Annotated in this window: 24 protein-coding genes; 10 read left to right on the top strand and 14 right to left on the bottom strand. The window is 31.8% G+C overall.

Annotated features, from left to right (window positions below; all coding sequences use genetic code 11):
• Positions 1–74 precede the first annotated feature (74 nt).
• Positions 75–854 carry a M949_RS01915 family surface polysaccharide biosynthesis protein gene (locus PQF96_RS09480; RefSeq protein ID WP_271765880.1) on the top strand — a complete coding sequence of 260 codons (780 nt, stop codon included), beginning with the start codon at positions 75–77 and terminating at the stop codon, positions 852–854.
• Between the two features lie 110 nt (positions 855–964).
• On the opposite strand, the gene PQF96_RS09475 is transcribed toward PQF96_RS09480, so the two are convergent.
• From PQF96_RS09475 to PQF96_RS09440, 8 genes are all read right to left on the bottom strand, one after another.
• The gene (locus tag PQF96_RS09475; RefSeq protein WP_109438142.1) at positions 965–1,174 is read right to left on the bottom strand and encodes a hypothetical protein; all 210 of its coding nucleotides are present in this window, start codon (positions 1,172–1,174) and stop codon (positions 965–967) included.
• A gap of 219 nt (positions 1,175–1,393) precedes the next feature.
• Positions 1,394–2,377 carry an endonuclease/exonuclease/phosphatase family protein gene (locus PQF96_RS09470; RefSeq protein WP_271765879.1) on the bottom strand — a complete coding sequence of 328 codons (984 nt, stop codon included), beginning with the start codon at positions 2,375–2,377 and terminating at the stop codon, positions 1,394–1,396.
• A 35-nt stretch (positions 2,378–2,412) separates the two neighbouring features.
• Positions 2,413–3,291 (bottom strand): rhomboid family protein, encoded by an 879-nt coding sequence (locus PQF96_RS09465; RefSeq protein ID WP_143916583.1) that lies wholly within the window; start codon positions 3,289–3,291, stop codon positions 2,413–2,415.
• Position 3,292: 1 nt separating this feature from the next.
• Complete coding sequence (locus PQF96_RS09460) at positions 3,293–4,045, bottom strand: rhomboid family intramembrane serine protease (protein WP_143916582.1); 753 nt, start codon at positions 4,043–4,045, stop codon at positions 3,293–3,295.
• 7 nt (positions 4,046–4,052) lie between these two features.
• Positions 4,053–5,942, bottom strand: a complete 1,890-nt coding sequence (gene mutL / locus PQF96_RS09455; RefSeq protein ID WP_271765878.1) for a DNA mismatch repair endonuclease MutL — start codon at positions 5,940–5,942, stop codon at positions 4,053–4,055.
• Entirely contained in the window at positions 5,943–6,239 is a 297-nt protein-coding gene (locus PQF96_RS09450; protein WP_109438271.1) for a hypothetical protein, read from the bottom strand.
• Positions 6,240–6,364: 125 nt separating this feature from the next.
• Positions 6,365–6,868 (bottom strand): 6,7-dimethyl-8-ribityllumazine synthase, encoded by a 504-nt coding sequence (ribH, locus tag PQF96_RS09445; RefSeq protein WP_109438135.1) that lies wholly within the window; start codon positions 6,866–6,868, stop codon positions 6,365–6,367.
• 62 nt (positions 6,869–6,930) lie between these two features.
• A complete protein-coding gene (locus PQF96_RS09440) occupies positions 6,931–7,701 on the bottom strand; it encodes a tetratricopeptide repeat protein (protein WP_109438134.1) in 771 nt (256 codons plus the stop codon).
• A 136-nt stretch (positions 7,702–7,837) separates the two neighbouring features.
• Here PQF96_RS09440 and recF point away from each other — a divergent pair, with 136 nt between their 5' ends.
• The 3 genes from recF to PQF96_RS09425 are packed head-to-tail and all read left to right on the top strand — an operon-like array spanning position 7,838 to position 9,672.
• Positions 7,838–8,941, top strand: coding sequence for a DNA replication/repair protein RecF (gene recF / locus PQF96_RS09435; RefSeq protein WP_271765877.1), 1,104 nt, complete (start codon positions 7,838–7,840; stop codon positions 8,939–8,941).
• Positions 8,942–8,950: 9 nt separating this feature from the next.
• A complete protein-coding gene (locus tag PQF96_RS09430) occupies positions 8,951–9,376 on the top strand; it encodes a lipocalin-like domain-containing protein (RefSeq protein WP_271765876.1) in 426 nt (141 codons plus the stop codon).
• Entirely contained in the window at positions 9,376–9,672 is a 297-nt protein-coding gene (locus PQF96_RS09425; protein WP_109438131.1) for a DUF721 domain-containing protein, read from the top strand. The genes PQF96_RS09430 and PQF96_RS09425 overlap by 1 nt, the downstream gene beginning before the upstream one ends.
• On the opposite strand, the gene PQF96_RS09420 is transcribed toward PQF96_RS09425, so the two are convergent.
• The 4 genes from PQF96_RS09420 to PQF96_RS09405 form a co-directional block, all read right to left on the bottom strand.
• A complete protein-coding gene (locus PQF96_RS09420) occupies positions 9,658–10,050 on the bottom strand; it encodes an acyl-CoA thioesterase (RefSeq protein WP_109438130.1) in 393 nt (130 codons plus the stop codon). The genes PQF96_RS09425 and PQF96_RS09420 overlap by 15 nt on opposite strands.
• 193 nt (positions 10,051–10,243) lie before the next feature.
• Positions 10,244–11,635: a hypothetical protein gene (locus PQF96_RS09415; RefSeq protein WP_271765875.1), complete on the bottom strand. Its 1,392-nt coding sequence runs from the start codon at positions 11,633–11,635 to the stop codon at positions 10,244–10,246.
• Positions 11,636–11,910: 275 nt separating this feature from the next.
• Entirely contained in the window at positions 11,911–13,071 is a 1,161-nt protein-coding gene (locus tag PQF96_RS09410) for a hypothetical protein (RefSeq protein WP_109438128.1), read from the bottom strand.
• 238 nt (positions 13,072–13,309) lie between these two features.
• Complete coding sequence (locus PQF96_RS09405) at positions 13,310–14,461, bottom strand: hypothetical protein (protein WP_109438127.1); 1,152 nt, start codon at positions 14,459–14,461, stop codon at positions 13,310–13,312.
• Between the two features lie 162 nt (positions 14,462–14,623).
• Between PQF96_RS09405 and PQF96_RS09400 the strand changes: the two genes are divergently transcribed.
• From PQF96_RS09400 to PQF96_RS09390, 3 genes are all read left to right on the top strand, one after another.
• Complete coding sequence (locus PQF96_RS09400; protein WP_109438126.1) at positions 14,624–15,145, top strand: RNA polymerase sigma factor; 522 nt, start codon at positions 14,624–14,626, stop codon at positions 15,143–15,145.
• Between the two features lie 141 nt (positions 15,146–15,286).
• Complete coding sequence (locus tag PQF96_RS09395; protein WP_271765874.1) at positions 15,287–16,201, top strand: FecR family protein; 915 nt, start codon at positions 15,287–15,289, stop codon at positions 16,199–16,201.
• A gap of 4 nt (positions 16,202–16,205) precedes the next feature.
• Positions 16,206–18,761 (top strand): TonB-dependent receptor plug domain-containing protein, encoded by a 2,556-nt coding sequence (locus PQF96_RS09390; protein WP_271765873.1) that lies wholly within the window; start codon positions 16,206–16,208, stop codon positions 18,759–18,761.
• A gap of 106 nt (positions 18,762–18,867) precedes the next feature.
• On the opposite strand, the gene PQF96_RS09385 is transcribed toward PQF96_RS09390, so the two are convergent.
• Positions 18,868–19,287 (bottom strand): nucleoside-diphosphate kinase, encoded by a 420-nt coding sequence (locus tag PQF96_RS09385; RefSeq protein WP_109438123.1) that lies wholly within the window; start codon positions 19,285–19,287, stop codon positions 18,868–18,870.
• 172 nt (positions 19,288–19,459) lie between these two features.
• Positions 19,460–20,491: an alkaline phosphatase D family protein gene (locus PQF96_RS09380; RefSeq protein WP_271765872.1), complete on the bottom strand. Its 1,032-nt coding sequence runs from the start codon at positions 20,489–20,491 to the stop codon at positions 19,460–19,462.
• 79 nt (positions 20,492–20,570) lie between these two features.
• Between PQF96_RS09380 and PQF96_RS09375 the strand changes: the two genes are divergently transcribed.
• The 3 genes from PQF96_RS09375 to PQF96_RS09365 are packed head-to-tail and all read left to right on the top strand — an operon-like array spanning position 20,571 to position 23,290.
• Positions 20,571–21,593 carry a DHH family phosphoesterase gene (locus tag PQF96_RS09375; protein ID WP_109438121.1) on the top strand — a complete coding sequence of 341 codons (1,023 nt, stop codon included), beginning with the start codon at positions 20,571–20,573 and terminating at the stop codon, positions 21,591–21,593.
• The gene (gene gldI, locus PQF96_RS09370; RefSeq protein WP_109438120.1) at positions 21,590–22,141 is read left to right on the top strand and encodes a gliding motility-associated peptidyl-prolyl isomerase GldI; all 552 of its coding nucleotides are present in this window, start codon (positions 21,590–21,592) and stop codon (positions 22,139–22,141) included. Before PQF96_RS09375 ends, gldI begins: the two co-directional genes overlap by 4 nt.
• 12 nt (positions 22,142–22,153) lie before the next feature.
• Entirely contained in the window at positions 22,154–23,290 is a 1,137-nt protein-coding gene (locus PQF96_RS09365) for a peptidylprolyl isomerase (RefSeq protein WP_271765871.1), read from the top strand.
• Positions 23,291–23,304: the final 14 nt, after the last annotated feature.

Genomic DNA, 23,304 nt, shown 5'->3' with positions numbered 1-23,304 from the left:
TGCATTTATAAAATATTTATTACATTTATTATGAAACTATGTTAATGTTTCTTGTTTAATCTAACCTCTTATCTATGAATAGATTTCTATTTTTCGTTATACTTTTAGCCCTATTTTCTTGCCAGGAAAAATCAAAAGAATCCAAAAATAATTCTGATCAAAAAACAATAGAACAAGATACTATCCCTAAAATAGAATTAAAAAAACTTGATTCTATATCTATTGATCCAAAATGGGGAAATAAACTTTCTGAAAAAGAGATCAAATCAATTTTCAACAAGAGAGTAAAAATGCGATTTGATATTGAACACCCTATTCATCAGGCATATTCATATACCGATGAATCAGGTAAATATTATTTGGTATTATCCTTATCAGAATATATTCTAGAAACAGATGGAAAAAATGACACGCTAAACGATAAGTTACAATCTCTTTATCTGACCAATAAAGACAATCGACTCAAAAAGAAATCCAGTATCAGTGACGAAATAGATAAAGATTGGGAAAGCTCGATTTCGTTTTGGAATAAGTACTCAGAATTTTCAGACTTAGACAAAGATGGATTAATTGATCTTATACTAGTTTACGGAACTACTGGTCAAGATATGTATGCAGACGGTAGGATGAAAATCATGATATATCACAATAAAAGAAGGATAACAATTAGACATCAAAACAGTGAATATGGTGGAAGACTAACCAAAATCAATGGACAATTTTATGGGTTACCCCTAGAGATACAAAAAGCCGTTAAAGAAAAAATGAAACTAATGACAGCCAACAAACATGCTATTTTTTCTAAAGGTTGGGAACAAAGAATGGCAAAAGAAGCCACTGATCTGCAGGATTAGTTAATAAACAATTGAGTTTGTTTTTTTTCATTTAAAACCTTCATCATTTTGAGGTAGACTCAAACTCTGTATTAATTTTAAAGCTAAGCTCTAATGACTCAACTTTATCTTTAAAACAAATCCATGTTACCAGTTCCTTCTTCATAGCTATATAGTATAATTAATAACAGCATATAAAGTAATACACTTAATATTAATGCTAAAGGAATTCCTAAAATCCATTTTGTTGTATTATTATGAACTCCTAGTTTTTTAAGTACCCATTTTACAGGAAATATTCCTATTACAGCTACTATTATAAAAAAAAGTATAATACTCATATTATTCGGTATTTTTAAAAAACAAGTTAATTTACTAAACTCATTAGCAAATAGGTTTTTTTTGAATCTTTCAATTTTATTGATTAAGTAAATATAGTATTATGCAATGTTTCTATAGAACAGTAATATATATTTGTTGAATATGACTAGATATCTGAAAATGAAAAGTATTACTCTTAAGCATATTGATATCAAAAATCCACTGTAGTATACTCTATTTTATAGCTTTACTCTAGAGAATATAGGATAATGATCAGACAACTCAAGATCATAACTTTTAAAATTTAATACTTCAAATTCTTCAGGTACCAATATAAAATCAATTCTTGCAGGAAATAATTCAAATTTAAAAGTTTTCCCAAACCCCTTCCCTGCCTTTTTAAAACTATCCTGAAGGTTTTCAGACTTAATTTTATTATACACATATGAATACGCTGTATTATTAAAATCTCCCATTATAATGTTCTTATAAGGTGAAGATTTCATATGCGCTATAAGTTGCTCAGCCTGACTCTGTTGTTTTTTAAAAGAAACTCCAATACGTTTTAATAATTTTTGAGAATCAGCCTTGGCCAATTCATCTGTTTTGGAGCTTATCCTATGAGACTGTAAATGAATATTATAGACCCTAACAGTGTCTTTACGTATTACAACATCAGCAAAAATCACATTATTAGCAGTTTTCTCAAAATTTAAAGATCCTTTATTGATAAAAGGAAACTTAGAGAAAATAACTAATGCTAGCTCCCTACTATTATGATTAAAATATTCGTATTTATATTTATATTGACTAAAGTTAATATCAGGATTATTGTAAAACTCCTGAGCACAGAAAATATCCACATCCTGTTCTCGTATCAACGAAGAAATATCCTGGGGGATTGAATCTGAATCAATCCACTTAAATCGATTAAAACTATGTACGTTATAGCTTAACAACGAAATACTACCAGCCGTATCCTCTGAAGATTTACCTCTTAATTTATACAAAGAAGAAACGTGAGAAACCCCCAAAAGCAATACCGTAAGCGGAAGTATCATTTTCTTATTAAGCAATATCACCCAATACAATAAAAAAAATAGATTAATCACAATAAAAACAGGTACTGTTAAACTTAATACCGACAATAGAGGAAATGTTTTTGGGGAAACATAGGGCAATAGATAAGATAACAACAATGCAAAGGCTGCGATAGAATTCATCACAAAGACAATCTTGTTAATTATTTTCCTCATAATTACTCCTTACCTGCTTTAAACAAAAAGTCTTTTTCTTCTTTGGTTAGGCTATCATATCCACTTTTACTGATCTTGTCCAGAATAGCATCTATTTGCTTCTGGTTTGGGCTTTTGGTTGAAGAAACTGTAGTTCTATTTGGGGTTGTTTTACGAGTCTTTGATTTATGTACCGTTTTTAAAGGGCTTTTCTTTTTAGGTTTAAACATATTGGTTAATCCGTCCATTAGTCTTTCAAACCACGCTCCTATATCATTTCCTTTTTTAAGCTGAACCGCATATAGATAACCAAAAACTGCTCCGCCTAAATGTGCAATTAAACCACCAGCATTACCAGAGGTTGGTATTTGGATAAGGTCAGATAACACCACAAATACTCCTATTTGCCATAACTTAATGTTAAAAAAGAATATTCGCATTTCAGAATTTGGAGTATATGCCGCAATAAAAATCATAATAGCACGAACTGCCGCTGAAGCCCCAATAAGATAGGCTAATGTTCCATTTAATACAGGAAAGACGTTATATGCTAATACAAATAACAATCCTCCACAAATAGCCCCTAAGAGGTAAATGGTAAGAAACCTTTTTTCTGTAAATAAGTTAAGTACATATTGTCCAAACCAATATAATACTAACATATTCCAGAAGATATGCCAGAAATCAAAATGTAAAAAACTATATGTAAGTATACTCCATGGTTGTACTAATAAGCTCTCGGGAGCAACAGGCAATACAAACCACTCCATTAAAGCCCCAGAACTTGTTTTAAACATCCAGGAACCTAATGTGGCAAATAAAAACAATACCACATTAATCACAATCAGCTTAATAATAATATTAGCTGTTTTAAATTGATATGTTAGATTATTACTAGCCATACTAATACCAACGTCTATCGTTAAACGAATTCTTTTTCCAATACCACATGGTGATAAAACCAATCACCGCTCCTCCAATATGCGCCCAATGCGCTACGTTAGAAGGTCCCAAAATTGCTTGACCTGTTATACCCGAATATAAATCAAATAAGAAATAACCACCTATCAAATACTTTGCTTTAATAGGAACGGGAATAAACATAATATACAAAGGTAAATTAGGGTATAACACTGCAAATGCAGCCAATACACCAAAAATAGCTCCCGAAGCTCCTACCATAGGAGTAACATAAGCTCCAATCATCTTTTCTGTTACTTCCTGAGGTATATTAGGGTCAACACGATATTGACCAGAAGCTATAGTGCTCTGTATAAAATCATTCACTTCTGAAGGAGAAAAACCTGCACTCAAATACGCTTGATATCCAGGGCTAAATTCGAAATAAGTAAAAAGAATTTGAAAACCAGCCGCTCCAAGGCCTGAAAAGAAATAAATAAAAAGAAACTTTTTTTGTCCAATAGAACTTTCTAAATGGCTTCCAAACATGTATAAAGCAAACATATTAAAAAAGATATGCCCCGCACCTCCATGCATAAACATATGGGTAATAATTTGCCATACCTGGAAATAATCATTTTTTGGAAACCAAAGTGCAAATAACTCGAATGCTTTATCTCCCAGAGTCAGAGACCCTACAAAAAAAATGACATTTACAATCAATAAGCCTTTTACTGTATCTGTAATTCTTCCCATGTATTATTTAAAATTTCTTATCGATTTCATCTACAGTTAACGTGATGAAAGTCGGCTTATTATCTGGTGTAATCGTAGGTTCTGTACATGCAAACAAACTATTCACCATATATTGTTGTTGTTCTTGTGCTAATTCTACTCCTGTTCTTACCGCTATACTTTTTGCTATAGATCGAGCTAACAGATCTGTTTGTGAAAAACCACTATCCGGCACTTCGTTTTCAAGGTCATGAATCAATTGCTCCAACAATAAGGAAACTTCTTTTTCTGAAGTTACCGATGGTATTGCGGTAATTTCAATTTCGCTTAGTGATTGTTCTGCAAAAACAAATCCCATATTTTCTAACTGTTCTTTTACTGTTTCAAGAAGTGCTATCTCTTTTTTAGAAAAAGAAAGAGTAAGCGGAAATAATAATTGTTGACTCACTGCGCTAGCCATTGTGATATTGCGCAATAATTCCTCGTATACTATTCTTTCATGAGCACGGTGTTGATTAACAATCACCATTCCACTTTTAATAGTGGTCACTATATATTTTTTTCGAAGCTGATATGTAGTATGATGTCCTATTTTCTTCTCATCTGATTCAAATAAAGAACCCGTAACCTCTGTACTTTCGAATTCTACCGAAGAAAAGTCATTCTCTACCGTTTTTACAGGAGCTACTTCTGAATCAAGCCCAACATAAAGGTTTTCCCAACTTCCTGCCGGTTCCTTCTTAAAAGGAGTATAACTTTTATCTAAAGATGAAGAACCTCCAGAAGCACTTCCTCCTGATATTTTCTCATCTTTAAATGGATTAAAACTTCTATCTACTTCTATCGTTGGTGTTTGGGCCGCTTTACTTTTATACTCATAAGGAGTATCCATTGAAGAATCTCTATCAAAATCTAAAACCGGAGCTACATTAAATTGCCCTAAACTATGTTTTATAGAAGAGCGTAACATAGCATATAAAGCATGTTCATCTTCAAATTTGATTTCAGTTTTTGTAGGATGAATATTGATATCTATCGAAATAGGATCAACAGTAAGGTATAAAAAATAACTTGGATGTGCTTTATCTTTCAGCAACCCTTCAAATGCTGCATTAACAGCATGATTTAAATATGGACTTTTTATAAATCTATTATTCACAAAGAAAAACTGTTCTCCTCTTGTTCTTTTAGCATATTGTGGTTTTCCAACAAAACCATTTATGGTAACCAAATCTGTTTCTTCAGTAACCGGAACCAATTTTTCATTTGTCTTTCCACCAAAGATATTTACAATACGCTGGCGATCATTAGAGCTTGGCAAATTAAAAACCTCTGCTCCATTATGATACATATCAAATTTTATAGTAGAATGCGCCATTGCCACTCTATGAAACTCATCAATGATATGTCTTAGTTCTACCGCATTTGATTTTAGGAAATTTCTACGTGCAGGAATATTATAAAATAAGTTTTTAACGCTTATTGAAGTTCCCTTTGGAGTTACACAAACCTCTTGAGATGTAACTTCACTGCCTTCAATTTTTATTTCTGTACCTACTTCATCTTCTTCTTGTTTCGTCTTTAACTCTACATGTGCAATAGCGGCTATAGAAGCAAGAGCTTCTCCTCTAAACCCTTTTGTATCTAATTGAAAAAGATCTTCTGCAGTTTTTATTTTTGAAGTAGCATGTCGCTCAAAACTTAATCTGGCATCGGTAACACTCATCCCTGAACCATCATCAATAACCTGAATTAAAGTTTTTCCTGCCTCTTTAATGATCAGTTTTATATATGTCGCTTTGGCATCAATAGCATTTTCTAACAATTCTTTTACTACTGAAGCTGGTCTCTGAACCACCTCTCCAGCAGCAATTTGATTAGCTACGTGATCTGGTAAAAGTTGAATAATGTCAGACATTTAACGTCGTGCAGTAAATATGGATAAATCAAAATCTATTATATACAAAAAGATAAAAATCAAGATTATTGCTACGTAAATTACCCTTCTATTGATTTCACGATTACCTCGATTGCGACTCGAAGTACGGGCTTCTGCCCAATGAGCACCAAAATCTATATCATTTGTGGTATCCCGATATTTCGTAATTCTATTTTCAAAATCATAGATATTACCTTCACTTTTACCTTCATAGTATCTAGGCGTGTAGTTGAATCTTCGGTTTTTCCTTCTCTTTGGAATACTTAACTTCAAAATCTGTTCTATCTTTAGATTATCCAAATATACTCAAAATGCATTGCAATCTAAAGCTTTTAGCATTACAATAACATCAAAATATGAACAGCAAGGATTATGCCGCTTAGTAATAAAAGTCTAAAAATCTATTTATAAAAGGTAGCATCTTTGCGTAATTGTGCCATTTTGATAGCCGCAATTGCCGCCTCTGTTCCTTTGTTACCATGTTTCCCTCCTGATCTGTCAATAGATTGTTGTAGTGTATTATCTGTAAGAACGCAGAAGATTACTGGAATATCAGAATTAATATTTAAATCTTTGATACCTTGAGTAACTCCTTCACATACAAAATCAAAATGTTTGGTTTCTCCCTGAATAACAGATCCTATAGCTATAACAGCGTCAAGCATATCAAAAGACTCTTGCATTTTCTTGCAACCATAGATCAATTCGAAACTACCGGGCACATTCCAACGTACAATATTTTCTTTTATCGCTCCACAATCAATAAAAGCATCAAACGCTCCTTGAAATAGTCCTTCAGTAATATTTTCATTCCACTCTGAAACAACAATCCCAAATCGAAAATCTTTCGCATTTGGGATTGTGTTTTTATCGTATTGTGATAAATTTTTATTTTCTGTAGCCATGGTGTTGATTTAAAGTTTTTGTTATTCAGACCAAGGAAATGCCTTAAAACCTGAACTACAAATTACTTCATTGCTTGAGCCTGACCAAGATGTACATCAACTTGATTAGCTTCTACACTTTTAGGAAATTCTTCCTTAATTCGTTCTAAGTATGGTATTGCTACTTGTGGTTTATTAAGAGATATTGCTGTAATTGCTGCTTTTAATAAAAACTTCGGAGTTGTAAAATCGTTAGTTTTTGCTTTCGCCGCTTTTTCATAATATCCTAAAGCTTCTTCTGTTTGATCCAGTTGAGAAAATGCATCACCAATACCTCCAAGAGCAAGAGGTCCAAGCATCTCATCATCGCTTTTAAACTTATCAAGATAATCAATTGCTTCTTGATACTTATTCATATTTAAATAAGAAAATCCAGCATAGTACGTCGCAAGATTAGCCGCGTTTGTACTTCCATAATTCTCAATGATCTCTAGAAAACCGTATTTTCCTTCTCCTCCATTAAGAGCCAAAGTATATAATGAATCACTCACTGTTGAGTTACCATTAACAGCATTGTCAAAATATTGTTGAGCTTTAAACATCTCATTTGCTGCTTCTTGTTCTTTTGGCTCCTGAATAAATTTCTGAAATCCAAGATACCCTAATATAACAAGTGCTACTACTCCAACTGTACCAAGTATATATTTTTGATTCGCCGCAACCCATTCTTCGGTTCTCGAAGCTCCTTCATCTAGAGTATTAAATACTTCTGCTGTTGTTGAATTCTCTTCAACATGCTCAACTTCTTCAGCTTTATTTTTTGGTTTGTGTCCTCGTTTCTTATAAGTTGCCATAAGTTTGCTTTAATGAACGGCAAAAATAAAATTTTTATTCATAATTAAAAGCACAACTATTTATTATTTTTCAATATTTTGCAGCGGATAACTAAGAATTTCATTAAAGTTAAGACTCCTTGACGATCAGTGTTTTATGATTTTAAAATCGCTTTCTTTACTCAATTATAAAAATTTTGAATCGATCAATTTTGAATTTGACGACAAGATAAACTGTTTTGTTGGAAACAATGGAGTCGGAAAAACGAATGTTCTCGACGCTATTTATCATTTATCTTTTGGTAAAAGTTATTTTAATCCAATTACAAGTCAAAATATTAAACACAATACTGATTTTTTTGTCATCGACGGGCTTTATACAAAAGAAGAACGGGATGAGAAAGTTGTTATTAGCGCAAAAAGAGGACAAAAAAAAGTAATCAAGCGCAATGGAAAGACATATGACACTTTTAGTCAGCATATTGGTTTTTTGCCTCTTGTAATCATATCTCCTGCAGATCGAGATTTAATTACAGAAGGAAGTGATACCAGACGTAAGTTTATTGATGGCGTAATTTCTCAAAGTGATCAAAAATATCTTACCACATTATTAAAATATTCAAAAATAGTCGCACAACGTAATTCTTTATTAAAATACTTTGCTGTTAATAATACATTTGATGCCACTACATTAGAAGTGTACAATCAGCAACTTAGTGAATACGGCTCTATTATACACGAAAAAAGAGCAGCTTTTCTTGAAATCTTTATTCCCATATTCATCAGTAGATACCATACCATTAGCTCTGGACATGAAAAAGTTTCTTTAACCTACCAGAGTAAACTTTCTGAAACAAGTTTACTAACACTTCTACAACAGAATCTTGACAAAGATAGAATGTTACAATATACTAGTGTAGGAATCCACAAAGATGATTTACTATTTGAAATTGAAGGATATCCGATCAAGAAATTTGGGAGTCAGGGGCAACAAAAATCATTTCTAATTGCTTTAAAACTTGCTCAATTTGATTTTATTAAAAGGCAAAGTAAAGTAAATCCTTTGCTCCTTCTCGACGATATTTTTGACAAACTCGATGAAAAAAGAGTAGAGCACATCATAAAATTAGTAGATGATCAAAATTTTGGACAATTATTTATAAGCGATACACACGCCGATAGAACTGAAGAAGTAGTAAAAAAAATATCACAATCCTATAAGATCATTAAATTAGGAGATCATGAGCCTGAAAACCTTTAAATTTATCATATGAAAAAAGGTCTAACATATACATTAATGCTAACCATTCTATGGATCTTTGCTTCATGCACAACAACAAATCCAAAAGAAAACATCCAACACATTAATGGGTATTGGGAAATCAAGAAAGTACAATTAAAAGATGGTAGTGAAAAAGAATATAATTTCAATCAGAGCATTGATTTTTTTGAAGTGAACGATTCTGTAGGGATTCGCAAAAAAGTACAACCTAAACTTGATGGGGGATTCATCATCACCAAGGATAGTGAAACATTCTCATTAGCAATCAAAAATGATAGTCTGAGAATACATTATAAAACTTCATTAGCCACTTGGACAGAAACGATTATTTCTGTAAAAGAAAACCAAATGGTGATCCAAAATGAGACGGGAAATGTTTACTTTTACAACCGATATCAGAAGATTAAATTATAATGGCAAAACGCAATCAAGAACATCAAAGCCTGGAAGAGGTTTTAAAAAACTTTGTTTCTGACAATAATCTACAAAAAGGTCTGGATAAAGTTGAAGTTCGTGATGTTTGGGAAAAAATCATGGGGCCTGCCATTACCAAATACACCAGGAATATTAAACTCGAAAGAGAAACATTATTTGTTGAACTTACTTCATCTGTATTAAGAGAAGAATTGAGCTATGGTAAACAGAAAATAATCGATAATATTAATACCGAATTAGGTAAAATATTGATTAAAAAATTAGTTATGAGATAATCTATCTTTTACATACTCTATTTTAGTTTTACCATGCGCCTTAGGCTTTCCGTTTTCATCAAGATTGACCATAGTGATATTCTCGACTTGAATTATCGTTTTACGTGTTAGCTTATTCCTTACCTCACATTTAAGTATTAAAGAAGAGTTTCCAAATTTTACCACATCCATTCCTATCTCGACAATATCACCTTGTACAGCAGAACTAACAAAATTGATTTCAGATATAAACTTTGTTACTACTCTCTTACTTTCTAATTGTATAACAGCATATAATGCCGCTTCTTCATCTATCCACTCTAATAACCTACCTCCAAACAACGTCTCATTAGGGTTTAAATCTCCTGGTTTTACAATTTTTCTTGTATGGTACCTCATAGCCTTCTTTGTTTTCAACAAAATTATGAAAAACATCCCTGAGAGGACACATTTTATAGCTCTTCTAAAACGAATTATGAGTTTAAAAATTGAAAAAGCTGTACGTTAGCAAATTAAAAATTATAATCCTTATATTTTGCTATAATCATAATAAGATAATACTGCAAACCAATAAAAGATAGTTAGAAAAAAATTATGGGATATTTATGCTCATACAAAATCTCACTCCATCTGTACATCCTTCAATTTCGGTAACAATACAAACTTCATAATCACCCGGAGTAAAATTGAATGTAAATTCATTATCTCCATTTACTGCTCCTCCATCTTCTTCCTGGATATTATCATTAATGAGCCATTGATATGATATATCTTCTTTTCCAGGAAAATTTGCGACAAAGTCATATGTACTTGTTACTCCCTGCTGCATTGAAGTAAAAGATAATTCTGGACAAACTATAATGTCTCTACAAAGCTCGATCCCATTTGGACATGATGGCGTCTCAGTTTTTATACATGCTTTATGAGTTCCTGGAGTAAAATCAAAAGTAAACATATTATCTCCATTAGCTCCTCCATCACTTTCTATAACTTCATTATCAATTACCCAATCATAAGATATGTCATCTATCCCAACAAAATCTGCCGTAAAATTATACGATAGACTACCGGGTTGCTGTACAAAATCAAATAATAAATCCGGACAAATTGGCTCTACAATTATTTCTTTACAAACACTCTTACCTTCGAGACAATCTGGTGTTATTGCTTTTATACAAACTTCATATGTCCCCGGACTAAATTGTCTTGTAAATACGCTTCCATCTATAATAACATCAGGAATAACCTCTTCATTTACTTTAAAAGATAATTCATATCCATTTCCTATTTCAAAATTTGGAGTAAACTGATATATATTATCCTGTAATGGTATGACATCGAATCTAATATCCGGACATCCTACACATAAATTCAAAATTTGATAAAACTCATAATAGGTTGATATCCTATTGGCTTCAAAATTTGGAGCGACTAAAATATTTACGGGGAATGTAAAATCTGGTTGATAATTTTCTCCTTGAGCACTTAAAAAACGAATAAAACCTTCATCGCCATCAATAGTAGTTTCTTCCTTATTTCCGTTCTTAAGTATCACTGGATAATCAAACTTGAAGCATTGCTTAAAAAGTTTATTGAAGATATCTCTAAATGTAGTTAATTGACATTCTCGAATTACCTCAAATAAGGCGGCCTCATTCCCTATAACGTTTGTCGTTGTATTTCCGCTGTATATAATTTCGACCGGAAACTGAATTCCTGTAATATTAAAATTAGAACTTTGACCTGAAATCACATCCAATAAACCTTGATAACTATCAATTCTTATATTAGAATCTGTATTATATCCCAAAGTCAATGGATATTGAAATCTAAAGCATAGTTGATCTTCTGAAAAAGTATCTCCTTTAACATTTAAATCATTAAGAATAGTAACGATTGCTGGGGTTGATGTAATTTCATTACCAGGATCTTCAGGAAAGGAACCATCATCGCTCACACATGAAGATACCAATAAGACTATCATTAGTATAAAAACAGTATAATATGTGTAAATTTTATTCAATATGACTGGTTCTTATATATATAACGTTTAAAAACATATTTACCCTACCTCTTATTTTTAAGATAATCAATAGGTCATGAAAGTATAAAAATATAATCACAATCAAAAAAACATACAAGATTATACCTTCAAAAGTAGAATTCAATAATGAAATTCCCCGAAAGTAATGGCCATACTTTCAGGGAAATCAACCTAATTAATCTAACCTAAACAACTTAATTAATTATATATTTTTATTATTCAAATTCTATTACTTTACAGAATGAAGTTCCATTTGGACATTCTGGAGTTTCGATCATTAAACACACTTCGTATCTACCAGGTCCATCAAACTCATAATAATACGGATTGTTGTGTGGAAACTCTGGAGATCTTCCTACGTATTGCTCATCGACAAACCATTCTAGAACAACATCATCTATACCATCAAAAGCTCTAGGGTAAAAATAATATGCATTCTTATCTCCATCTCTTTCTGGCTCAAAGAAAAGATCCGGACAATCTCCTACTCTAATTTCTTTGCAATATTTAATCCCTTCTGGACAATTTTGAGTAGTTACCTTAAGACATACTTCATGAGCTCCAGAACCAAACTGGTAATATAGCGTTCTATTTCCTACTTGCGGGTCTGTAGGAGATTCTACAAGATCACCATTTACATACCACTTAATTTCTGCCACATCATCATTACTTTCTATTTGCGCTTCAAAAGTATAGGTGCCAAAAGTCCCTGGCTCCATTTCTTTTGTAAAAGAAACTTCTGGACACACTAAATCAGATTCCTCAATTTCAATCACTTTACAATATGATGTTCCTAGAGGACAATCTGGAGTCTCAGTCTTCATACATACTTCATATCTTCCTGCTTCTTTGAAGTTCCAAATCAAATAGTTATTTCCATTCTCTGAAGTATCTTTTACTAAATCACCATTAATAAACCATTCATAAGAAGCTTCTTCTACACCATCAAAATCTGCAATAAACTTATATGTAGATGGCCTTTCATATTGTCTAGTCTTAAAAAACAGGTCTGGACAAGGGTCATTTTCATCAACCTCAACCTCTATTTCTGTACAAGCTTCTATTGTTCGTTGATCGGTTATTACTTTAACACAAATGGTATGACTACCTGGCTTAAATAAATAATCCAAAATCTGATTGATAATATTTTCTTGATCTTCTCCTTCAATTTCTTTCCCATCCACAGACCAAATGACTTGCGCATTATCACTCATACCTATGGTTTTAGCTTCGAAGCTATACACTCCGCTCCCTTCCTGATTATCTATAACAATCTCTACTTTGGGTTCGTTATCAAAATCTTCTGTTTGTTCACAAGAAATAAATCCCAATAAAAGCGAAAGCATCAATGTATACCAAATTCTAAGTTTTTTCATTGTATTTGATTTTAGGGGTTATTCAATTATTAATTTAAAATTGGCTTTCTATTTGCCGTACATTTATGAAACGCATCAAGGGGGAATTCCCCTACCACCTTATTAAAAAAAAACAGACAAAACCTATATAATTAATTGATAATCAATAAAAAAGAAGGTTACATATATATACATAACCTTCTTTTGATTTTATATAAATAATATATTATATAGAAAAATCACTATGATTTTCTACACATTACCCTTTATAATCAATTTCGATACATTTCTCGAGAGTCCCACATGTTGGAGAAACAGCTTTATAGCAAATCTCGTATTTTCCCGGTTGAGTAACATGATCCGTAAGTCGGGCAACTCTAGGTGTTATTGGAGTAATTACTGTGCCATCGATGGTCCAAACCACAGAATTAGGATCAATATCTGTAATAGATATAGCACCTGCTACAGCTGCTTTATCTTTAAAGTTTACCAAATCAAATACAGAACAATCTATTGGCTTAGGTTCTGGTATAACAACTTCTTTACAAAATTCTATCCCATTAGGGCAATCTGGTGTTTCTGCTTTAATACAAACCGTATATGTTCCTGGATTGTAAGATTCTAAATTAAGTAAATCATCACGATCTTGATTCTGAAGAGATTCAGTTTCTACTAATTGACCATCTACAAACCATTCATAAGCTTCCAATTCTTCCATTTCAGGAAAATTAGCAAACAACAAATTCCCTTCAGTAATAAAAGATAACTCTGGGCATAATCCATTATTATCGTCTTTTACCTCAATGACTTTACAGTAGGACACTCCTTGAGGACAATCTGGTGTTTCGGTCATGATACACACCTCGTATTCTCCAGCCTGCTCAAAATTATAAATAAGATATTGATTATCATTTTGTGAAGCTTCCTGAACCAATTCTCCATTAACAGACCATTCATAGGATGCATTTTCAACTCCTTCAAAATCTGCTATAAACTTATATGTAAACGGCCCTTGATAACGCTTAGCTTTAAAAAATAAATCTGGACATGGATTGTTTTGATCCACATCTACATTAATCTCTGCACAAGCTTCTATTGTTCGTTGTTCTGTTATTACCCTAACACAGATTGTATGTTTTCCTGGTTTAAATAAATAATCTAAGATTTGGTTAATGATATTTTGTTGATCTTCTCCTTCTATGTCTTTTCCGTCCACAGACCAAATCACTTGTGCATTATCATCAATACCGGTTGTTTTAGCTTCAAAACTATAGACCGCGCTTCCTTCTTTATTGTCGATAACAATCTCTACTTTTGGATCATTATCAAAATCTTCTGTTTCATCATCACAGGATGTAAACCCTAATAAAAGTGAAAGTATTAAAAAATACCAAATACCAATTTTTTTCATTGTGTGTAATTTTTTGAGTTATTAATTTTAGAAGTCCTTTTCTACTTCTCTAAAATGAAACGACTCAAAAAAAGAACACCCTACCCTAGCATACTTTAATTTTTTTATTTTTGATAGCTTGAAAAAAAAATCTAGATTTGAAAAATATATTTTACCTCCCCAATGTCTGACAATAAAAATTCTACATGTAACGAAAATGCTTTTGACAGGTTTTTTAAAAACCACTCTAAATCTTTGAGAAACTATATCTATTATAAATTTGGAGATATGGAGCAAGCAGAAGATATCGTTCAGGATGCATTTATCAAACTGTGGAATAATTGCTCTAAAGTACCTATTGACAAAGCAAAAAGTTATGTCTATACTATTGCTACTAACTTAGGCATTAGCAATACACGTCATCAAAAAGTAAAATTCAAGTACAAAGATTATATAGTACAGCGTAAAACCGATATTAACCATGAATCTCCAGAATTTGTCATCTTAGAAAAAGAATATATGGAGAAACTAAAAAGTGCGATCGCTGATTTACCAGAACGACAAAGAGAAGTATTTCTTTTGAGTAGGATAGACAAAAAGACTTATAAAGAAATTGCAGAATTATCAGATGTATCTGTAAAAGCTATAGAGAAATTAATGCATAAGGCATTATTAGCCTTACGTAAAAAAATAGGAAATATTTAATATTAAATACAAAGATGTCGCAACATAAAATGCTTTAAAAAATAGCTTTTTATGGTAGTAAAAATTAAAAATTCAATCTTTTTACAAATAAAAGGTAGGGTAATTAGCAAATGAAACGTTCACATATATATAACCGAAGTTATGTTAGACGATAAAAAAGACGATATTTTCTTATCCAGATGGATTAGCGGAGAGCTTTCTGAAGAGGAACTTCGTGAATTTAAGTCTCATCCTGAATATGAATATTATGTAAAGATAATGGCGGGTGCAGATGCTTTGGATCTAAAAGATTATGATGTTGAAGAAGAACTTCACACTTTAAAATCTAAACGAAATAGCACGACGAATAAGAACTCTGGTTTAGTTATAAAATTATGGCCATACACAGCGGTAGCAGCTTCAATCGCAATTATTTTAGGGTTATTTTTATTTAACTCTAATGATTCTTTCTCATCTGATTACGGAGAACAATTAGCGGTTACTTTACCTGATGGATCCGAAATGATTCTTAATGCTAAATCTACTGCAAATTTTGACAGTGATAACTGGAATGAAAACAGAACCGTAACATTAAAAGGAGAAGCATATTTCAAAGTTAAAAAAGGAAGTAAATTTACTGTTTCAACCAAAAATGGAGAAGTATCTGTATTAGGAACACAATTTAATGTACAATCACAAAACAATTTCTTCGAAGTTGCTTGTTATGAAGGTAAGGTTAGTGTAAGCAATCTTAAAAACGAAGAAATTCTTACGGCAGGAAAAGGATATAGAAATTTAAATAATAGTAATCCTGAACAATGGACTTTTGAGTCTAATGAACCTTCATGGCTTACAAATACAAGCTCATTTAGAAGTACACCTATAAAGTATGTATTCGATGAGTTAGAAGAACAATATAATTTAGATATTAATACAAAAAACATAAATCTCAAAACTATATACACAGGAACTTTTCCTAATAACAATAAGGAAGTGGCTCTTAAAACAGTTTTTAGTACCTTAGGCATGGAGTATAGCGTATCGCAAGATGGCAAGACCGTGGTATTAGAAAAGTAATAGCATGACAAGACTTTTATGTGTATGTTTTTTTTTATGGTATATATCTGTTTTTTCTCAGGAAGAAACAAAAGGGATAACTGTAGAAAACAAATCGCTATTAGAGACCATTACGATTATAGAAAATCTCTACAATCTTAAATTTTCCTATATCGATAACTTAATTGATAACAAAAAAGTTTCAATTACCATTAACCCAGAGATATCCATAGAAAACCTTACCCAAGAACTACAAAAACAGACACAATTACAATTTACTATTACAGGAAATAACTTTGTTACTATTAGTTCTTTCAACCAAAAAGATAAGCTTTCAATTTGTGGATATATTTTAGATGAAGAAAACAAGCCTCTGAAAGATATTAGGATATTCTTTAAATCTGATCGCACCAATATCACAACAGACCAAAATGGATATTTTAAAAAGAACGAAGTATCGTTTAATTCTGTTATTTTGATTAGTGCTCCCGGATTTCGTCAACGAGTCTTAAACACCAAACAATTTATAACAGGAGAATGTATCAAAATACGCCTTATACATGCAGCTCAGGAAGAAATTCTTGATGAAGTTTTTATTCAGGAATATTTGGCTAAAGGAATTACACAAAACAAAAAGATAATCAATATTGACTTAGACAATGTTGAAGTATTACCTGGTCGAACTGAACCTGATATTTTACAGAGCATACAACTAACCCCGGGAGTTAACAACCCTTTTGAAACAGCTTCTGGTCTTTTTGTAAGAGGTAGTACTCCAAATCAAAATCTAGTGTTATGGAACGGTATAAAAACATATCATCAAGGACATCTTTTTGGTATGCTATCAGCTTTCAATCCCTATGTTGCTAAAGAGGTAAATTTTTCAAAAAGTGGTGTTAGCGCAAAATATGGAGATCGAATCGCCGGTGTAGTGGATATTAAGTCTGAAAATGAAGTTTCTAATCGTTTTACGGGCGGAGCTGGTTTTAATATGATTAACGTAGATGCTGTTGCGCATATACCAATCATAAAAGACAAAGTATCTCTTCAGTTATCTGGGAGAAGATCATATACCGATGTATTAGAAACTTTTACATACAAACAGTTATCAGATCGCGTTTTTCAGAATACAAAAATTGCAGAAACGGTAGAGCTTAATGATGAAGTTAATGATTTTTTCTATGCAGATTATAATGCAAATCTAATCATAAAACCATCTGATGATCACAAAATAGAATTCAATACTATTTACAGTAAAAATGATTTGGATTTTAGAAGAAGTGATGATGTAGAGTCATTTAATGATAACCTCGTTACCGAAAATGAGGGATATAACTTTAGCTGGAATCAATCATATTCGAAAAATCTTTCTCAAAATGTAAGTGGATATTATACCAAATATCTATTAAATTATCAATTCATTACCAGAGATCTAGGTGCAATAACAGAAATTGAAAGTAAAAAAAATAATGTCGCAGATTTTGGAGCAGAATTTGAATTGGACTACAAAATATCAGATTACCAGAGTGTTTCGGGAGGATATCAGTTTTCAAACAATACAATCAAATACGCGTTTGTAACTGCTACTCCCAGTTATGAATTAGTCTTGGATCAGGATGATCGTTTTTTAAATACCCATGCCGCATACGCCGAATATAAACTCGAAAACCCAAAAAACTTTTTTATTTCTACCGGATTACGTTTTAATTTTTACGCAGAACTAGATAAAACCTTTATTGAACCCAGAGTTTTTCTACAAAAATACATTACCAAAAATTGGGAAATCAATACCAGTGCAGAATACCGTAGTCAGGCAACAAGTCAGATACAAGAATCTGTGGTCAGTGATCTATCTTTAGAAAATCAGGTTTGGACATTAGCTAATGATGATCAATTTCCTATAGTCACAAGTTATCAATACACATTCGGGAGTAGTTTTAGAAAAAATAAATGGTTTATTGACATTGATAGTTACTATAAACAAATCGAGGACATTACAACATTAACCGCAGGGTTTATTAATCCTATTGATAACACATATCATGTAGGAGAAAGTCGAGTCTTTGGAATTGATCTTTTTCTTAAAAAGAGATTCAAAAACTATAAAACATGGGTGAGTTATTCCTATATTAATACACGCAATACATTTGAGGACATCAACAATAACGAATCTTTTCCTGGTAATTGGAATATTGAACATACAGTAAAATGGTCTCAATTCTACAAAATCAATAATTTTCAGTTTTCTCTAGGTTGGATATGGCATACTGGTAAGTCTTTCACTAATGTATCTGGAGTTGACGATAGTGGTGAAATTGTAATCTTAGAATTTGGAGAAATTAATAGTAATACATTACCCGAATATCATAGGTTAGATTTTTCTGCTATTTATGATTTTAAGTTAAGATCACATTCTAATTTCAAATATCGTGTTGGGCTTTCAATTCTTAATTTGTATAATAGGAAGAATTTGCTAAACCGAGAATTTAGAACAACAAATTCTCTAAATAATCAATTCATAAACTCTGACATCCTTTCTCTAGGAATTACACCCAATATTAGCTTCAGAGTCTTTTGGTAAATAAAAATTATTTTTTATCACATTACTTCGTATTTTTTGAAGATGATAAACAAAAAAACCATTCCGAAAACGAAATGGTTTTAAAAAAATTCTGAATATTTTATCTTTAGAATTGCTCTCTTCCAGAAAAATGAAAAGCTCCTTCGATAGCGGCATTTTCATCACTATCACTTCCGTGTACTGCATTTTCACTAATAGAAGTTGCATATTTCTTACGTATAGTACCTTCTGCTGCTTCCTCTGGATTAGTTGCTCCAATAAGAGTTCTAAAATCTTCTACTGCATTTTCTTTTTCTAAAATAGCAGCAACAATAGGACCGCTGGTCATATATTCTACAAGCTCACCATAAAAAGGACGTTCGCTATGTACTGCATAAAACGCTTTTGCATCGTCAGTAGTAAGTTGTGTTAATTTCATTGCTACAATTCTAAATCCTGAAGCGTTAATCTGCTCAAGAATTGCTCCGATGTATCCTTTTCTTACCGCATCCGGTTTAAGCATCGTAAAAGTTCTGTTTGTTGCCATGGTATTTTTTTTACTTTCTATATACTTCTTTATCTAAAAGTATTTCAGATTATTATTTAGGTATATTACAACCCGATTTTTTAATTTTTGTGCAAAAATATATATAAAAGCTTCAAAAACAAGAATTATTATTAGGAATATGTAACCTTCTTGAAGATTATACAAAAAAAGATTAATCTTTGGGATATTGCTGCTTAAATTCTTGAAGTACAACATTATTCTTTCCCCGAATTTGCATAGTTACTTCATAAGAATCAAAATCAAATTTTAGAACTCCAAAACTCGGAATAGAAACAACATTACCTATTCTATATTTATTAGATTCTCCTCTATATGCAGAATACGAATGTGTTAATCCACTTGATGTAAAATCTATTAATGGATATTTTAGACTTGGTATCTTAGTTATCGAAAATTCAGAAATATGTCTGTCTCCACTTAGTAAAATTGCATTTCTAACCTTCTTATTCAATAGTATCTCTTTAAGACGTGCTACTTCATGAGGAAAATTACCCCAGGTTTCAAAACCATGTTCAGAAGACAAAAACTGAATACTGGTGACAATAACAACAAAATCAGAATAATTATTCTCTAATTCTTTTTCAAGCCATTTCCATTGTTCTTCTCCCAAAATTGTACCCTCATTATTATCATGAGGTTCATAGCGACCATTACCATTAGCACTTTTCTTTAACTGAGATCTAAAATATCGAGTATCCAAAACAATTACCTTTATATTTCCTTTGTCTATTTCAAATATTCGGGACGTGTATACTCCATGCTGTGTTCTTCTGGGACTATCTTTTGATACTTCCAAAAAATCTAAAAACAACTGCTGACTTTCTTTTTTCTTACTCCACTCTACTCCTGCATCATTTTTACCATAATCATGATCATCCCATGTTCCCATTACTGGTACAGATTGTTTTAATTTTATATACCCAGAATTACTATTCTGAAACGCATAATCATTTTTTATTTTTAATACATCTTCAGAATCAGCATAGATATTATCTCCTCCCCAAATGAACACATTAGGGGTATTTTTTAATATTTCATTCCAAAAAGGTTGCGGATTGTTTTGTTTATTACAACTTCCAAAAGCAATAGTAAAATCGGTATTATTAACTTCGACTTTTTTCTGACTAAAACAAAACTGTACGACAACGACATACAATACGAGGTATGTATATTTTCTTTTCATTATTAGAGCATATAAAGTACATATAAAAGTAGTAGTTCTAATATTACCAAAATATTATTTATTGTATCTTCGCTGACCTATGAATACTAATGAAATAATCGAAATAAAAGGATTATTATCCTCTTCAAAAAAAATTGTTATTGTAACTCATAAAAATCCAGATGGTGATGCTGTTGGTTCTAGTTTAGGCTTATATCATTATCTTACTGCATTAGAAAGTAATCATAACGTTACTGTTATTACTCCTAATGATTATCCGGATTTTTTAAAATGGATTCCAGGACAAGATACAATTCTTAAGTACGATAGTGAAACTAAAAAAGCTATATCAAAAATTGAGGAAGCTGATCTTATTTTCACTTTAGATTTTAATCACTTATCCAGGAGTGGTGACATGGAAAATGTTTTAGCTAAAACTAAAACCACTTTTATCATGATCGATCATCATCAACAACCCGATACTTACGCGGCATATACCTATAGTGATACAGGGATGAGTTCTACCTGTCAAATGATTTATCACTTTATAGAAAAACTTGATGATTTAGATCGTATTACTCCAGAAATTGCAACTTGCATTTATGTTGGAATAATGACAGATACGGGATCTTTTAGATTTAGATCAACAACAAGTATCACGCACAAGGTAATTGCAAATTTGATTGATCATGGTGCTGATAACACTGGTATTCATGAAAGTATCTACGATATGAATACTTTATCCAGGATTCAATTACAAGGTGTTGCTTTAAACAATTTAAAAGTTATTCCAGAATACAAAACTGCTTATATCACTTTATCTCAAAAAGAATTAGATGATCATCATTTCAAAAAAGGAGATACCGAAGGTTTTGTCAATTTAGGACTCTCTATAAAAGATATTAAGTTTGCCTTAATTTTTATTGAAAACAAGGGAGAAGGAATCATTAAAATTTCTTTACGTTCTAAAGGAGATTTTTCTGTAAATGAATTCTCAAGAAGTCATTTTGAAGGAGGGGGTCATCATAATGCTGCCGGTGGAAGAAGTAATCTTTCATTATCTGATACTGTTGAGAAATTTATTAGTATCTTACCTGCTTATAAAAACGTCCTAAATCAATGAGGTTAGTACTTCACATACTTTGTCTTGTCTTCTTCTTATCATCTTGTAAAACACCTGAAGCCAGGAGACCTATAAATATTAAATCAGGGTCTTTCATAGATGAATCTATAAGTCGTAATAAAGAACTTGCAGCTAAGGAAGAAGCTCGAATTCAAAAAATAATTAATAACGACTCTGCTCATAATTATCTGGCATCACAAACCGGTTTCTGGTATTTTTACACTAAAAAAGACACTATATCAGGTACAACTCCAAAATTTGGGGATATAGTTACATTTAATTATAATGTAACAGATTTAAACGGCAATGTAATTTACACACAACAAGAATTAGATACTATAACATATCGTATTGATAAAGAAGAACTTTTTCTTGGTTTAAGAGAAGGTTTAAAACTCATGAAACAAGGAGAAATGGTTACTTTTCTTTTCCCTTCTTATCAAGCTTATGGATATTATGGTGATGATAATAAGATTGGCACAAATATTCCGTTAATAACAGAAGTAACACTTAACACAATTACAAAAGAATCAACAACAGAAAATTAATTACCAACAAAAATGAAAAGATTAAATTTATTATTCCTAGCCATTATTGCAATAACACTTAATAGCTGTAATGAAAAATACCCAGATCTACAAGATGGAATTTATGCAGAAATTATAACCAATCAAGGAACTACGGTAGCAAAATTATATCATGATGTTACTCCTATGACGGTTGCAAACTTTGTGTCTTTGGCAGAAGGTACTAACACTATGGTCGATAGCACTTATAAAGGAAAAAAATATTACAATGGAATTATATTTCATAGAGTAATCAAGGATTTTATGATCCAAACTGGAGATCCTTTAGGTACTGGTACTGGTGGTCCTGGATACAAATTTCCTGATGAAATCGTAGATTCACTTTCTCACAAATCAAAAGGAATTCTATCTATGGCAAACTCTGGTCCGGGAACAAACGGAAGTCAGTTTTTTATCACATTAAAAGAAACTCCATGGTTAAACGGAAAACATACTGTTTTTGGTGAAATTGTATTAGGTCAAGAAATTGTTGATAGTATAGGTATTACCAAGACCGCAGCAGGAGACAAACCAGTAGAAGAACTAAAAATGATAGAAGTTAATATTATCCGTAAAGGTTCAGACGCAAAGGCATTTGATACAGATTCTGCATTTACTGATAAATTAAAAGCTCTTGAAGAAGAAAAAGCTGAAAAAGAAAGATTAGCAAAAGAACGTGGCGAAGCTATTGCTGCAAAATTTGTTGAGCTAAAAGCTAAATCTACAAAATTAGAAAGCGGTTTAGAAATTCATTTTATAAACCAAGGAGATGGTGAACAACCAAAATCAGATGATACCGTTGGTGTAAACTACGCTGGTTTTTTTACAGACGGAAGAATTTTTGACACTAATATTGCAGAGACAGCTAAAGAATTAGGTGTATATAACGAACAGAGAGCAGCAGATCCTAGAGGATATGCTCCTATTCCAGTACCATACTCACCAGATGCTCAAATGATCCCTGGTTTTAAAGAAGGAGTTCAAAAAATGAAAGTAGGAGACAAAGCTGTACTTTTTATCCCCTCTCACCTTGCATATGGAGAAAGAGGAGCAAGAACAATTCCACCAAACACTGATTTGATATTCGAACTAGAAATTATGAATATCCAAGGTAAAGAAGAAGCTAAATAAAAAAATAGTTACAG

It is taken from the genome of Aquimarina algiphila (genome assembly GCF_947494415.1).
GTDB lineage: Bacteria > Bacteroidota > Bacteroidia > Flavobacteriales > Flavobacteriaceae > Aquimarina > Aquimarina algiphila.
This window is presented reverse-complemented; position numbering and strand designations above follow the sequence as displayed.

Coding starts and splice junctions, on each gene's coding strand:
- PQF96_RS09480 (WP_271765880.1), top strand. CDS start 75: ATGAATAGATTTCTATTTTTCGTTATACTTTTAGCCCTATTTTCTTGC.
- PQF96_RS09475 (WP_109438142.1), bottom strand. CDS start 1,174: ATGAGTATTATACTTTTTTTTATAATAGTAGCTGTAATAGGAATATTT.
- PQF96_RS09470 (WP_271765879.1), bottom strand. CDS start 2,377: ATGAATTCTATCGCAGCCTTTGCATTGTTGTTATCTTATCTATTGCCC.
- PQF96_RS09465 (WP_143916583.1), bottom strand. CDS start 3,291: ATGGCTAGTAATAATCTAACATATCAATTTAAAACAGCTAATATTATT.
- PQF96_RS09460 (WP_143916582.1), bottom strand. CDS start 4,045: ATGGGAAGAATTACAGATACAGTAAAAGGCTTATTGATTGTAAATGTC.
- mutL (WP_271765878.1), bottom strand. CDS start 5,942: ATGTCTGACATTATTCAACTTTTACCAGATCACGTAGCTAATCAAATT.
- ribH (WP_109438135.1), bottom strand. CDS start 6,868: ATGGCTACAGAAAATAAAAATTTATCACAATACGATAAAAACACAATC.
- PQF96_RS09440 (WP_109438134.1), bottom strand. CDS start 7,701: ATGGCAACTTATAAGAAACGAGGACACAAACCAAAAAATAAAGCTGAA.
- recF (WP_271765877.1), top strand. CDS start 7,838: ATGATTTTAAAATCGCTTTCTTTACTCAATTATAAAAATTTTGAATCG.
- PQF96_RS09430 (WP_271765876.1), top strand. CDS start 8,951: ATGAAAAAAGGTCTAACATATACATTAATGCTAACCATTCTATGGATC.
- PQF96_RS09425 (WP_109438131.1), top strand. CDS start 9,376: ATGGCAAAACGCAATCAAGAACATCAAAGCCTGGAAGAGGTTTTAAAA.
- PQF96_RS09420 (WP_109438130.1), bottom strand. CDS start 10,050: ATGAGGTACCATACAAGAAAAATTGTAAAACCAGGAGATTTAAACCCT.
- PQF96_RS09415 (WP_271765875.1), bottom strand. CDS start 11,635: ATGATAGTCTTATTGGTATCTTCATGTGTGAGCGATGATGGTTCCTTT.
- PQF96_RS09410 (WP_109438128.1), bottom strand. CDS start 13,071: ATGAAAAAACTTAGAATTTGGTATACATTGATGCTTTCGCTTTTATTG.
- PQF96_RS09405 (WP_109438127.1), bottom strand. CDS start 14,461: ATGAAAAAAATTGGTATTTGGTATTTTTTAATACTTTCACTTTTATTA.
- PQF96_RS09400 (WP_109438126.1), top strand. CDS start 14,624: ATGTCTGACAATAAAAATTCTACATGTAACGAAAATGCTTTTGACAGG.
- PQF96_RS09395 (WP_271765874.1), top strand. CDS start 15,287: ATGTTAGACGATAAAAAAGACGATATTTTCTTATCCAGATGGATTAGC.
- PQF96_RS09390 (WP_271765873.1), top strand. CDS start 16,206: ATGACAAGACTTTTATGTGTATGTTTTTTTTTATGGTATATATCTGTT.
- PQF96_RS09385 (WP_109438123.1), bottom strand. CDS start 19,287: ATGGCAACAAACAGAACTTTTACGATGCTTAAACCGGATGCGGTAAGA.
- PQF96_RS09380 (WP_271765872.1), bottom strand. CDS start 20,491: ATGAAAAGAAAATATACATACCTCGTATTGTATGTCGTTGTCGTACAG.
- PQF96_RS09375 (WP_109438121.1), top strand. CDS start 20,571: ATGAATACTAATGAAATAATCGAAATAAAAGGATTATTATCCTCTTCA.
- gldI (WP_109438120.1), top strand. CDS start 21,590: ATGAGGTTAGTACTTCACATACTTTGTCTTGTCTTCTTCTTATCATCT.
- PQF96_RS09365 (WP_271765871.1), top strand. CDS start 22,154: ATGAAAAGATTAAATTTATTATTCCTAGCCATTATTGCAATAACACTT.